This is a genomic window from Stutzerimonas sp. LR2 (assembly GCF_055755175.1).
The window spans coordinates 718,083-730,048 of sequence record NZ_JBVTRR010000001.1 but is presented as its reverse complement, the minus strand read 5'-3'; the positions used below and the strand labels follow the sequence as shown (position 1 = coordinate 730,048).

Annotated in this window: 11 protein-coding genes; 5 read left to right on the top strand and 6 right to left on the bottom strand. The window is 61.9% G+C overall.

What is annotated here, in order from left to right; genetic code table 11:
* Nucleotide 1 precedes the first annotated feature (1 nt).
* Genes yidD through rpmH form a run of 3 tightly spaced genes read right to left on the bottom strand, consistent with a single transcriptional unit; the run spans nucleotide 2 to nucleotide 784 of the window.
* Entirely contained in the window at nucleotides 2-247 is a 246-nt protein-coding gene (yidD, locus tag ACVRRC_RS03370) for a membrane protein insertion efficiency factor YidD (RefSeq protein ID WP_011915211.1), read from the bottom strand.
* Nucleotides 240-635, bottom strand: coding sequence for a ribonuclease P protein component (gene rnpA, locus ACVRRC_RS03365; RefSeq protein ID WP_125843158.1), 396 nt, complete (start codon nucleotides 633-635; stop codon nucleotides 240-242). The genes yidD and rnpA overlap by 8 nt, the downstream gene beginning before the upstream one ends.
* Before the next feature lie 14 nt (nucleotides 636-649).
* A complete protein-coding gene (gene rpmH, locus ACVRRC_RS03360) occupies nucleotides 650-784 on the bottom strand; it encodes a 50S ribosomal protein L34 (protein ID WP_003290924.1) in 135 nt (44 codons plus the stop codon).
* A 505-nt stretch (nucleotides 785-1,289) separates the two neighbouring features.
* On the opposite strand from rpmH, the gene dnaA reads away from it, so the two are divergent.
* The 5 genes from dnaA (at nucleotide 1,290) to ahpF (ending at nucleotide 9,185) form a co-directional block, all read left to right on the top strand.
* Entirely contained in the window at nucleotides 1,290-2,750 is a 1,461-nt protein-coding gene (dnaA, locus tag ACVRRC_RS03355; protein ID WP_014595304.1) for a chromosomal replication initiator protein DnaA, read from the top strand.
* Nucleotides 2,751-2,783: 33 nt separating this feature from the next.
* The gene (gene dnaN / locus ACVRRC_RS03350; RefSeq protein ID WP_011911253.1) at nucleotides 2,784-3,887 is read left to right on the top strand and encodes a DNA polymerase III subunit beta; all 1,104 of its coding nucleotides are present in this window, start codon (nucleotides 2,784-2,786) and stop codon (nucleotides 3,885-3,887) included.
* A gap of 9 nt (nucleotides 3,888-3,896) precedes the next feature.
* A complete protein-coding gene (gene recF / locus ACVRRC_RS03345; RefSeq protein WP_014595305.1) occupies nucleotides 3,897-5,009 on the top strand; it encodes a DNA replication/repair protein RecF in 1,113 nt (370 codons plus the stop codon).
* Nucleotides 5,006-7,420 carry a DNA topoisomerase (ATP-hydrolyzing) subunit B gene (gene gyrB, locus ACVRRC_RS03340; protein ID WP_014595306.1) on the top strand — a complete coding sequence of 805 codons (2,415 nt, stop codon included), beginning with the start codon at nucleotides 5,006-5,008 and terminating at the stop codon, nucleotides 7,418-7,420. The genes recF and gyrB overlap by 4 nt, the downstream gene beginning before the upstream one ends.
* 202 nt (nucleotides 7,421-7,622) lie before the next feature.
* A complete protein-coding gene (ahpF, locus tag ACVRRC_RS03335; RefSeq protein WP_236451119.1) occupies nucleotides 7,623-9,185 on the top strand; it encodes an alkyl hydroperoxide reductase subunit F in 1,563 nt (520 codons plus the stop codon).
* 72 nt (nucleotides 9,186-9,257) lie between these two features.
* On the opposite strand, the gene ACVRRC_RS03330 is transcribed toward ahpF, so the two are convergent.
* The 3 genes from ACVRRC_RS03330 to gmhB are packed head-to-tail and all read right to left on the bottom strand — an operon-like array spanning nucleotide 9,258 to nucleotide 11,964.
* Nucleotides 9,258-10,628 (bottom strand): diguanylate cyclase, encoded by a 1,371-nt coding sequence (locus ACVRRC_RS03330; protein WP_472996626.1) that lies wholly within the window; start codon nucleotides 10,626-10,628, stop codon nucleotides 9,258-9,260.
* A 47-nt stretch (nucleotides 10,629-10,675) separates the two neighbouring features.
* The gene (locus ACVRRC_RS03325; protein ID WP_014595309.1) at nucleotides 10,676-11,425 is read right to left on the bottom strand and encodes a lysophospholipid acyltransferase family protein; all 750 of its coding nucleotides are present in this window, start codon (nucleotides 11,423-11,425) and stop codon (nucleotides 10,676-10,678) included.
* The gene (gene gmhB / locus ACVRRC_RS03320) at nucleotides 11,422-11,964 is read right to left on the bottom strand and encodes a D-glycero-beta-D-manno-heptose 1,7-bisphosphate 7-phosphatase (protein WP_013981184.1); all 543 of its coding nucleotides are present in this window, start codon (nucleotides 11,962-11,964) and stop codon (nucleotides 11,422-11,424) included. Before gmhB ends, ACVRRC_RS03325 begins: the two co-directional genes overlap by 4 nt.
* Between the last annotated feature and the right edge of the window lie 2 nt (nucleotides 11,965-11,966).

Sequence of the window (11,966 nt, the reverse complement as noted above, 5' to 3'; positions counted from 1 at the left end):
GTTACTCGGCCATCGGAGATGAATTGGAAGTGTTGTGTGTAGGCACGGGGTCGTAGCCACCGGGGTTCCACGGATGGCAGCGCCCCAGTCTGCGCAGACTCAGCCAACCGCCACGCAGCAGACCATGGGTTTCGATGGCCTCGAGCGCGTAGCAGGAGCAGCTTGGATAGAAACGGCAGTGACTGGCCATCATGGGACTGATGGCGTACTGGTAGACCCGGATCGAAGCGATGGCCAATTTACGCATGGGTATTGTTGGCAGCTCCAGGTTCGGCAGCGGTCTTGGCTGGGTTGCGTGACAGTCGCTTCCAGAGCTTGGCGAACTGCTTCGCCAGTTCGGGATTGTCCAGATCAGCCAATCCCTTGCGGGCGATGATCACGATGTCCCAGCCCGCCAGTTCCATCTGATGATGGCGAAAGGTTTCCCGTATCTGCCGCTTGATGCGGTTACGTTCCACCGAAAGCTTGACGCTTTTCTTGCCGATCACCAGCCCTAGGCGGGGGTGTTGCAGATCGTTCTCGCGTGCCAGCAGCAGGACGTTCCTGCCAGGCACCTTACCGGAAGGGGAGTCGAAGACTGCCTTGAATTGGCGGGGAGTCAGCAGACGCTTTTCCCGGCCGAAGCCCCGACTCACTACCTGTTCCGATATCAGACTGTCAGACGCTTACGGCCTTTGGCGCGACGGCGGGACAGAACTTGACGACCGTTCTTGGTGGCCATGCGGGCACGGAAGCCATGGGTACGAGCGCGCTTGATGGTGCTGGGTTGGAAAGTGCGTTTCATGGTGCGGTTACCTGGTGATCCATTGCGGGCCGGAATGGCCCCCTTTTAAGAGACCGGCGATTGTAGAGAAGCTGTCCGGCCAGGTCAATTTCCAACCAGTTCCATCGAGCTGAAAAATAGATAAGAAAGAAAAGAAATATAAGCTCTTAAGATGTAATGCTTATGTATGTGTGCTCGACTTTCTGTGGATACCTTTCTGAAAGCCTCGCCGTTCATGGCCTTCAGCGTTATTGAAACAGGTGGAAAAGCGGTGTGGCTCTGGTGGGAAGGCTCTGTGAAGCCTGGGGATTAAACTTCCACATATCCACAGATGGGATCGTCCGGAGGTTTCCCACAGCCTTAAACACCGCTCTCAGGCAATGTTATCAACATGCTTGCCGAGCAGCTTTTCATGTGCTGGACGCCGCGGATTCGCAGTGGCATGGGTCGGGTTCTTGTGGATAACCGGCCTGCGCACGGCTACAATGGCCGCCTTCTTGCCTCGACAGAGTCGATAGGAGCTTCCGTGTCGGTGGAACTTTGGCAGCAGTGTGTTGAGCTTTTGCGCGATGAACTGCCTGCTCAGCAATTCAACACATGGATTCGTCCTCTGCAGGTCGAAGGCGACGGCGATGAGCTGCGCGTCTATGCCCCCAACCGTTTCGTGCTCGACTGGGTCAACGAGAAGTACCTGTCGCGCCTGCTTGAGCTGCTGTCCGAGCGCTCGACCGGACTGGCACCGGCACTCTCCCTTCTTATAGGTAGCAAGCGCACCTCCGCCGCCGCCCTGCCCTCTGCCGCCGCCGCTGCGCGTGCCCAGCCGCAGCCAGCCGCAGCCGAATCGGCCGCGCCCGCTGCGGCGCTACAACAGCAAGCCCCCCGCTTCGAGCCGCTGGTTGCCGAGACACCGGAGCCGGAGCCGCCGCGTACCGAGCGGACCGTGCAGGTCGAAGGTGGCCTCAAGCACACCAGTTATCTGAACCGCACCTTCACCTTCGAGAATTTCGTCGAAGGCAAGTCCAACCAGCTGGCACGGGCTGCCGCCTGGCAGGTGGCGGACAATCCGAAGCATGGTTACAACCCGCTCTTCCTTTATGGTGGCGTGGGTTTGGGCAAGACCCACCTGATGCATGCGGTGGGCAACCATCTGCTGAAGAAGAATCCGAATGCCAAAGTGGTGTACCTGCATTCGGAGCGTTTCGTCGCCGACATGGTCAAGGCCCTGCAGCTCAACGCCATCAACGAGTTCAAGCGCTTCTATCGTTCGGTGGATGCGCTGCTGATCGATGACATCCAGTTCTTCGCGAAGAAGGAGCGCTCTCAGGAAGAGTTCTTCCATACCTTCAATGCGCTGCTCGAAGGCGGCCAGCAGGTCATCCTTACCAGTGACCGCTATCCGAAGGAGATCGATGGACTCGAGGAGCGCCTTAAGTCGCGTTTCGGCTGGGGGTTGACCGTAGCGGTCGAGCCGCCCGAACTGGAGACCCGCGTGGCGATCCTGATGAAGAAGGCGGATCAGGCCAAGGTGGACCTGCCCCATGATGCGGCCTTCTTCATCGCCCAGCGTATTCGCTCCAATGTCCGCGAACTCGAGGGTGCGCTGAAGCGCGTGATCGCTCATGCCCACTTCATGGGCCGCGACATCACCATCGAGCTGATCCGTGAGTCGCTGAAAGACCTGCTGGCGTTGCAGGATAAACTGGTCAGCGTCGACAATATTCAGCGCACCGTGGCCGAGTACTACAAGATCAAGATTTCCGATCTGCTGTCCAAGCGGCGTTCCCGTTCGGTCGCGCGTCCTCGGCAAGTGGCCATGGCCCTCTCCAAGGAATTGACCAACCACAGCCTGCCGGAGATCGGCGACGCGTTCGGCGGTCGGGATCACACCACGGTGCTGCACGCCTGCCGTAAGATCGCCGAATTGCGGGAAACGGATGCGGACATACGCGAAGACTACAAGAATTTGCTGCGAACTTTGACAACCTGAGTGCGACCCAATCTATAGGCAAGGGACCAGACCATGCATTTTTCCATTCAGCGCGAAGCCCTGTTGAAACCCCTGCAGCTGGTTGCTGGCGTCGTCGAGCGCCGTCAGACCTTGCCGGTGCTGTCCAACGTTCTTCTCGTCGTACAGGGGCAGCAGCTGTCGCTGACCGGTACCGACCTGGAAGTCGAATTGGTGGGCCGTGTCGCGCTGGAAGATGCCGCCGAGCCTGGCGAGATCACCGTGCCGGCGCGCAAGCTCATGGACATCTGCAAGAGCCTGCCGAGCGATGCGTTGATCAGCATTCGCCTGGATGACCAGAAGGTCGTCATCAAGTCGGGGCGCAGCCGCTTCACGCTGTCGACCCTGCCGGCCAACGATTTCCCTACCGTGGAAGAAGGTCCTGGCTCGCTGTCATTCACCGTCGCGCAGGGCAAGCTGCGCAAGCTCATCGAGCGCAGCGCATTCGCCATGGCCCAGCAGGACGTGCGCTATTACCTCAACGGCATGCTGATCGAAGTGTCCAGCGGCATGTTGCGTGCCGTCGCCACCGATGGCCATCGCCTGGCCATGTGTTCGATGCAGGCCGGCATCGAACAGCCCGATCGCCACCAGGTGATCGTTCCACGCAAGGGTATTCTGGAACTGGCGCGCCTGCTCAACGACCAGGATGCCGAGGTCAGCATCGTGCTGGGTCAGCATCACATTCGCGCCACCACCGGCGAGTTCACCTTCACCTCCAAGTTGGTGGATGGCAAGTTCCCCGACTACGAGCGCGTGCTGCCGCGGGGCGGTGACAAGCTGGTGGTCGGTGATCGCCAGCTGCTGCGCGAGGCGTTCAGTCGCACCGCGATCCTCTCCAACGAAAAGTACCGCGGCATTCGGCTGCAGCTGGAAAGCGGCCTGTTGAAGATCCAGGCCAACAACCCGGAGCAGGAGGAAGCCGAGGAAGAAGTCGCCGTCGACTACAACGGCGGTTCGCTGGAGATCGGTTTCAACGTCAGCTACTTGCTGGATGTCCTCGGCGTGATGACTACCGAGCAGGTGCGGCTGATTCTCTCCGACGCCAACAGCAGCGCGCTGGTGCAGGAGTTCGATAACGACGATTCCGCCTACGTCGTGATGCCGATGCGTCTGTAACCCCGCTTAATGTCCCTCAGCCGTCTCTCCGTCACCGGGGTTCGCAATCTGCACCCGGTGACGCTGACCCCCTCCCCGCGCATCAACATCCTCTTCGGCGACAACGGCAGCGGCAAGACGAGCCTGCTGGAAGCCATCCATCTGCTCGGCCTCGCACGTTCCTTTCGCAGTATTCGACTGAATCCGGTAATCACCTACGAGCAACCGGCTTGCACGGTGTTCGGCCAGGTCGAGCTTCCGGACCAGCACAGTCGAGCCCTGGGCGTCTCCAGAGATCGCAGTGGCGAAGTCCGAATTCGTATCGATGGGCAGAGCGTTCGCTCTGCCGCCGAGTTGGCTGACACCCTGCCGCTGCAGCTGATCAACCCTGACAGTTTCCGCTTGCTGGAGGGCGCTCCCAAACTGCGCAGGCAGTTCCTCGATTGGGGGGTGTTCCACGTGGAACATCGATTCATGAGTGCCTGGCAGCGCCTGCAGCAGGCCCTGCGGCAACGGAACTCATGGCTCCGGCATGGTACACTGGACGGCGCTTCGGACGCTGCCTGGAGCCGGGAACTGAGCCTGGCCAGCGACGAGATCGACGGTTATCGCCGGGCCTACATCCAAGCGCTGAAACCGGTCTTCGAGACCACGCTCAAGGCGCTGTTGGACATGGATGGCCTGACGCTGAGCTATTACCGCGGTTGGGACAAGGATCGGCCACTGGTCGATGTACTGGCTTCGTCACTGGAGCGCGATCGCGCAATGGGCCATACGCAGTCCGGCCCGCAGCGCGCGGATCTGCGACTGAAGGTTGGCAGTCATAACGCGGCTGAAGTGTTGTCGCGTGGGCAACAGAAGCTGGTGGTGTGTGCGTTGCGCATTGCCCAAGGTCATCTCGTCAGTGAGGCCAAGCGCGGGCAATGCATTTATCTGGTCGACGACCTGCCCTCGGAGCTGGATGCGCAGCACCGACTGGCGTTGTGCAGGTTGCTCGAACAGCTGAACTGTCAGGTGTTTATTACCTGCGTTGATTCAACCGTTTTGCAAGAAGGCTGGGGTGAACTGACACCAGTCTCAATGTTTCACGTGGAACATGGGCAAATCACCCAGCTCCACGGCCCCTCGGGAGTGAAGGCATGAGTGAGAACCACACGTACGACTCTTCGAGCATCAAGGTACTGAAAGGTCTTGATGCCGTGCGTAAGCGCCCTGGCATGTATATCGGCGACACCGATGACGGCACCGGCCTGCACCACATGGTCTTCGAAGTCGTCGATAACTCGATTGACGAAGCGCTGGCCGGCTACTGCAGCGATATTTCCATCACCATCCATACCGATGAATCCATCACCGTGCGCGACAACGGCCGCGGCATTCCGGTGGATATTCACGAAGAAGGCGTATCGGCAGCCGAGGTCATCATGACCGTGCTGCACGCAGGCGGTAAGTTCGACGACAACTCCTACAAGGTATCCGGTGGCCTGCACGGCGTGGGTGTCTCGGTGGTGAATGCATTGTCCGAGGAGCTGCTGCTGACCATCCGTCGCGAAGGCAAGGTGTGGGAACAGCTCTATCGCCATGGCGTCCCGCAAGCCCCGCTCGCGGCCGTGGGCGAGACCGATACGTCGGGCACGCAGATCCATTTCAAACCATCCGCCGAGACCTTCCAGAACATCCATTTCAGCTGGGACATTCTGGCCAAGCGTCTTCGCGAACTGTCCTTTCTCAACTCCGGGGTGGGTATCGTCCTGCGCGACGAGCGCACGGCCAAGGAAGAACTGTTCAAGTACGAAGGCGGCCTCAGCGCCTTCGTCGCCTACCTGAACACCAACAAGACCGCGGTGAATCAGGTGTTCCACTTCAACGTCCAGCGTGACGATGGCGTCGGCGTCGAAGTCGCGCTGCAGTGGAACGACAGCTTCAATGAGAACATCCTCTGCTTTACCAACAACATTCCCCAGCGTGACGGCGGCACTCACCTGGCCGGCTTCCGCTCCGCACTGACGCGTAACCTGAACAACTACATCGAGCAGGAAGGCCTGGCGAAGAAGCACAAGATCGCCACCACCGGTGACGACGCGCGTGAAGGTCTGACCGCGATCATCTCGGTCAAGGTGCCGGATCCGAAGTTCAGTTCCCAGACCAAGGACAAGCTGGTTTCCTCCGAGGTGAAGACCGCGGTGGAACAGGAGATGGGCAAGTACTTCGCCGACTTCCTGCTGGAGCATCCAAACGAGGCGAAGGCGGTAGTCGGCAAGATGATCGATGCTGCCCGCGCCCGTGAGGCTGCGCGCAAGGCACGGGAAATGACCCGGCGCAAAGGCGCGCTGGATATCGCCGGCCTGCCGGGCAAGCTTGCCGACTGTCAGGAGAAGGATCCTGCGCTGTCCGAACTGTACATCGTGGAGGGTGACTCCGCGGGTGGCTCGGCCAAGCAGGGCCGCAATCGCAAGACCCAGGCGATCCTCCCGCTCAAGGGCAAGATTCTCAACGTCGAGAAGGCACGCTTCGACAAGATGCTCTCGTCCCAGGAAGTCGGCACGCTGATCACCGCGCTGGGTTGCGGCATCGGCCGCGAGGAATACAACATCGACAAGCTGCGGTACCACAACATCATCATCATGACCGATGCTGACGTCGACGGTTCGCACATCCGCACCCTGCTGCTGACCTTCTTCTTCCGCCAGTTGCCCGAGCTGATCGAGCGTGGCTACGTGTATATCGCGCAACCGCCGCTATACAAGGTCAAGCGCGGCAAGCAGGAGCAGTACATCAAGGACGACGAGGCGATGGAGGAATACCTCACCCAGTCGGCCCTCGAAGAGGCCAGCCTGCACGTCAACGAGGACGCCCCAGGCCTGGCCGGCGAAGCGCTGGAAAGGCTGGTCAACGACTACCGTACGGTGATGAAGACTCTGCAGCGCCTGTCGCGGCTGTACCCTCTGGAGCTGACCGAGCACTTCATCTATCTGCCTCGGGTTACGCTCGAGCAGCTGGCTGACCACTCTGCGATGCAGGCGTGGCTCGAGCAGTACAGCGCGCGGCTCAAGGGCGGTGAGCGGTCCGGGCTGATCTACAACCTCAGCCTGCGCGAGGACAAGGAACGCCACCTGTGGCTCCCGGAGGTGGAGATCAGCTCCCACGGCCTGGCCAGCTACATCACCTTCAACCGTGATTTCTTCGGCAGCAATGATTACCGCACGGTGACCGCGCTGGGCGAGAAGCTCAACAGTCTGCTGGAAGAAGGTGCCTACGTGCAGCGTGGCGAGCGCAAGAAGCCGGTCGCCAGCTTCAAGGAAGCGCTGGACTGGCTGATGAACGAGGGCACCCGTCGGCACAGCGTTCAGCGCTACAAGGGTCTCGGCGAGATGAACCCGGACCAACTCTGGGAAACCACCATGGACCCGAACGTGCGGCGCATGCTCAAGGTGACGATCGAAGACGCCATCGCGGCGGACCAGATCTTCAACACGCTGATGGGCGATGCAGTGGAACCCCGCCGGGAGTTCATCGAAACCAACGCACTGGCGGTCTCGAATCTGGACTTCTGATGCGGCGCGTGTAGATCCAGTGTTATGCAAAAGGAACCCCGGCCTCGGCCGGGGTTTTCGTTTCTAGCATAGACAGATCAAATCGAAGCGACTGTTTTAATCAATTTCGGAATAGCCCTACTGCGGAGTAGAGTTTGCCCCATTCGAGTCATTCATCTTAAGAGCCCTCAGGGCCAATACACTTTGACGGGGTAAGTCGCCAATGTTGGAATCCAATCTCAAGACCCAGTTGAAAGCCTACCTGGAGAAGGTCACCCAGCCCTTCGAGATCGTCGCGTCCCTCGATGACGGCGAGAAATCCCGGGAGCTGCTGAGCCTGCTGCAGGACATCGCCGGCCTCAGCGACAAGATCACCTTGAAGACCGACGGCGACGATGTGCGCAAGCCGTCGTTCTCGCTCAACCGCATCGGCGGCAACATCAGCCTGCGCTTCGCCGGCATCCCCATGGGCCACGAGTTCACCTCGCTGGTGCTGGCTCTGCTGCAGGTCGGCGGGCACCCGTCGAAGACCGCGCCGGAAGTCATTGAGCAGATCAAGGCGCTCGACGGCGACTACCGCTTCGAAACCTACTTCTCGCTGTCCTGCCAGAACTGCCCGGACGTGGTCCAGGCGCTGAACCTGATGGCCGTGCTCAACCCGAACGTCAAGCACGTGGCCATCGACGGCGCGCTGTTCCAGGACGAAGTCGAAGCGCGGCAGATCATGTCGGTGCCGAGCATCTACCTCAACGGCGAGCTGTTCACCCAGGGCCGCATGAGCGAGGAAGAGATCCTCGCCAAGCTCGACACCGGTTCCAGTGCCCGTGATGCCGAGAAGCTCAAGGCCAAGGACGCCTTCGACGTGCTGGTGGTCGGCGGCGGCCCGGCCGGCGCCGCAGCGGCCATCTACGCCGCGCGCAAGGGCATCCGCACCGGCGTCGCGGCCGAGCGCTTCGGCGGTCAGGTGCTGGACACCATGGCCATCGAGAACTTCATCTCGGTGAAGGAAACCGAAGGCCCGAAACTGGCCCGCGCGCTGGAAGAGCACGTGCGCGAGTACGAGGTCGACATCATGAACCTGCAGCGCGCCAGCCAGCTGATCCCGGCCGGCGAAGACGGCCTGCATCGCGTCCGGTTCGACAACGGCGGCGAGCTCAAAGCCAAGACCCTGATCCTCGCCACCGGCGCGCGCTGGCGCGAGATGAACGTGCCCGGCGAGCAGGAATACCGCGGCCGTGGCGTCGCCTACTGCCCGCACTGCGACGGCCCGCTGTTCAAGGGCAAGCGCGTGGCGGTGATCGGTGGTGGCAACTCCGGCGTGGAAGCGGCCATCGACCTGGCCGGCATCGTCGCCCACGTGACCCTGCTGGAATTCGGCGAAGACCTGCGTGCAGACGCCGTGTTGCAGCGCAAGCTCAACAGCCTGCCCAACGTCCGCGTGCTGAAGATGGCGCAGACCACCGAGGTCAAGGGCGACGGCCAGAAGGTCACGGGCCTGGTCTACAAGGACCGCACCAACGACGAGGTGCACAACGTCGAGCTGGAAGGCATCTTCGTGCAGATCGGCCTGCTGCCCAACAGCGAATGGCTCAAGGGCACCTTGGAGCTGTCGCGTTTCGGCGAGATCATCGTCGACGCCAAGGGCCAGACCAGCATCCCCGGTGTGTTCGCCGCCGGTGACGTGACCACGGTGCCGTACAAGCAGATCGTGATCGCCGTCGGCGAAGGCGCCAAGGCCTCGCTGAGCGCCTTCGATCACCTGATCCGCACCTCCGCGCCGGCCTGATCGGGCTCGGCAAACAAAAGGGGAGCAACCCTGAGGTTGCTCCCCTTTTTCGCGTTCACGGTCGGCGTTGCTTCAGCCGGCGTATAGCACGCAGCGATTGCGCCCGCCGTGCTTGGCCTGATAGAGCGCCTGGTCGGCCTGTTGCAGTAGGCGTTCGTAGTCGGGGTGACCGTCGTGCACCGCCATACCGATGCTGACCGTCACCTGCAGCACCTCGCCGCTGGACAGGCGGAAGTGCTCGCGGGCGATGCGTTCGCGCAGTTTCTCGGCAGCCGCCAGCGCCTTGTTGGTATCGATGTCCACCAGCACCAGCAGGAACTCTTCGCCCCCCAGGCGGAACGCATAGTCGCCGCCGCGGGTGTTGCTCGCCAGAAGCGCGCCGACCTGCTGAAGAATCTGGTCGCCGGCGTCGTGGCCATGGGTGTCGTTGATACGTTTGAAGTGATCGACATCGATGGCGAGCACACCGAAGGTGTTGTTCGACTGGCGCGCGTAGAGCACTTCCTTGGCCATCACCACCGGCAGGAATTTTCGATTGAGCAGACGCGTCAGGACATCACGGCCAGCCTCCAGATCGTTGGCCTGCTCGAAAAGGCTGTCGAGCAGAAACTTGATCGAGCGCGTCTGCTCGCGGATCTGATGCAGCTTGCCCAGGCGTCCGGCGGCATCGTCCAGCGTGGCGATGACCTTGAGCTCTTCATCGATCTGCGTGATGTAGTCGAGGATGCTCGCGCTCTCCGGCGAGCCCTGGAAGGCATGGGAAGCCTTGTGGCGGAACCACAGGCCGAACTCGGAGCCGGCCAGCTGCGGCAGCGTGCCGGTGAGGTTGCCGATGGCCAGGTCGAACATCAGCTGGTTCTCCCAGTCCAGCAGTGCCGCGCGCTGGCGCTCCTTCTCGACACCGATGTTCTGCGACACGGAGAACAGCCGATAGGCTTCCTCGGCTCGCGAGTTGCGGTCATGGGACTGGGAATAGGCGAAGCAGATGATCTCCACCGCCAGGTCGATCAGGTCGGCCCCCATGCGCGCGGCTTTGCGCCTGATCGGCTCGGCGAGCTCGCGTTGTTCCAGCAGCTGGCGCAGGCGACCCTTGAGCGAGCGGGAGCCGCGCAGCACCAGGCTGACCGGTATCTCGATACGGGCGTGGATGTCGCCGACCTTGCGCTGCAGGTCGATCACGGCATTGAGGTCGCTGTGGGCCGTCGATGAACAGACCGTCACGATCCACTTCTGCATCGATTTGCCGAGGCGGTTCCTCACCTGATCGTGGGACAGGAAGCTGGCCGAATGGGGATCGGCGAGCATCTGCGAATAGAAGTGCTCGGCCAGTTCCTGGCTCTTCTCGGCGGTCACCGCCTGCAGAGCGGCGGCGGCTTCGGCCGGATAGCCGTCCAGCAGGCGCAGCCACTCGGCGACCAGCTGATGGTTGGGTATTTGCTGCATAGGGACTCGCTAGGTTGGGCGGGCGTCCCTGCCGGCCCCGGCGTTGATCAGTGGGTCGGACGACCCTGTACTTCGAGCTGACTGACTTGCGCGTTGACCCAGTCTTCGGCGCGCTGGTTGAGTTCGGCGACAGCGCGCGGGCCTTCGCTCTCGGCCATCATCGGCGGGCCGATGACCACCTGGATGGTGCCGGGGCGCTTGCCCCAGCCTGCCTTGGGCCAGAACATGCCGGCGTTGTGGGCGATCGGCAGCACCGGCAGTCCGGCATTGACTGCCAGCGCCGCGCCGCTGCGGGAGAACTTGGCCGGCTGGCCGACCGGTACACGGGTACCTTCCGGAAAGATCAGCACCCAGGCGCCCTGCTCCAGTCGCTCGTGACCCTGCTTGGCGACCTGGCGCAGCGCCGCCTTTGGGTTGTCGCGGTCGATGGCGATGGGCTTGAGCAGCATGATCGCCCAGCCGAAGAACGGCACCCGTAGCAACTCGCGCTTGAGCACCTGGGTCAGCGGCTCGAAGTAGGCCGAAAGAAAGAAGGTTTCCCAGGTGCTCTGGTGCTTGGCCAGGATCACGCAGGGACGCGCCGGTACGTTCTCCGCACCATGCACTTCGTAGCGCAGGCCGACCAGCGTCTTGCCCAGCCAGATGGCGCAGTGGCACCAGTTCTGCACCACGAAGCGATAGCGGGCGCGAAACGCCATGAAGGGCGCGAACACCAGACTCACCAGGCACCAGACGAAGGCGGTGAAGGCCAGCAGGAAATAGAACAGCACGATGCGGAGGGGAAACAGGAGGCTCATCGAGAACTCTCGAGTAGATGATCGACTACGGCGGCCAGGTCATCGAATACCTGCGTACCCGGCGGCAGCGTACCTTCCAGAGTGCGCAGGCCCTTGCCGGTCCTGACCAGGTAGGGGACGCCGCCCAGCAGCATGCCGGCATGCAGATCGCGATGGCTGTCACCCACCACCGGAACGCCCTTGAGATCGGCCAGGCCGAAGTGCTCGGCGATGGTGCGAAACATCCCGGGCTTGGGCTTGCGGCAGTCGCAACCATCGTCTGGGCCGTGGGGGCAATGCACGATGAGGTCGATGCGCCCGCCCTGCCCCATCACCAGCTGTTGCATTTTGAAGTGCATGTCGCCGAGGGTGCTCAGGTCGAACTTGCCGCGCGCCACGCCGGACTGGTTGGTGGCCACCGCCACCGTCCAGCCGGCCTTGCACAGCCGCGCAATCGCCTCCAGCGACCCGGGAATGGGAATCCACTCCTCCACCGACTTGACGTACTCGTCGGAGTCCTCGTTGATCACGCCGTCGCGGTCCAGCACGATCAGCTTCACGG

Excerpts from the sequence above, each read along its gene's own strand:
- ACVRRC_RS03325 (WP_014595309.1), bottom strand. The coding sequence starts at position 11,425 with ATGAGCCTCCTGTTTCCCCTCCGCATCGTGCTGTTCTATTTCCTGCTG.
- rpmH (WP_003290924.1), bottom strand. The coding sequence starts at position 784 with ATGAAACGCACTTTCCAACCCAGCACCATCAAGCGCGCTCGTACCCAT.
- dnaN (WP_011911253.1), top strand. The coding sequence starts at position 2,784 with ATGCATTTTTCCATTCAGCGCGAAGCCCTGTTGAAACCCCTGCAGCTG.
- ACVRRC_RS03330 (WP_472996626.1), bottom strand. The coding sequence starts at position 10,628 with ATGCAGCAAATACCCAACCATCAGCTGGTCGCCGAGTGGCTGCGCCTG.
- yidD (WP_011915211.1), bottom strand. The coding sequence starts at position 247 with ATGCGTAAATTGGCCATCGCTTCGATCCGGGTCTACCAGTACGCCATC.
- recF (WP_014595305.1), top strand. The coding sequence starts at position 3,897 with ATGTCCCTCAGCCGTCTCTCCGTCACCGGGGTTCGCAATCTGCACCCG.
- gyrB (WP_014595306.1), top strand. The coding sequence starts at position 5,006 with ATGAGTGAGAACCACACGTACGACTCTTCGAGCATCAAGGTACTGAAA.
- ahpF (WP_236451119.1), top strand. The coding sequence starts at position 7,623 with ATGTTGGAATCCAATCTCAAGACCCAGTTGAAAGCCTACCTGGAGAAG.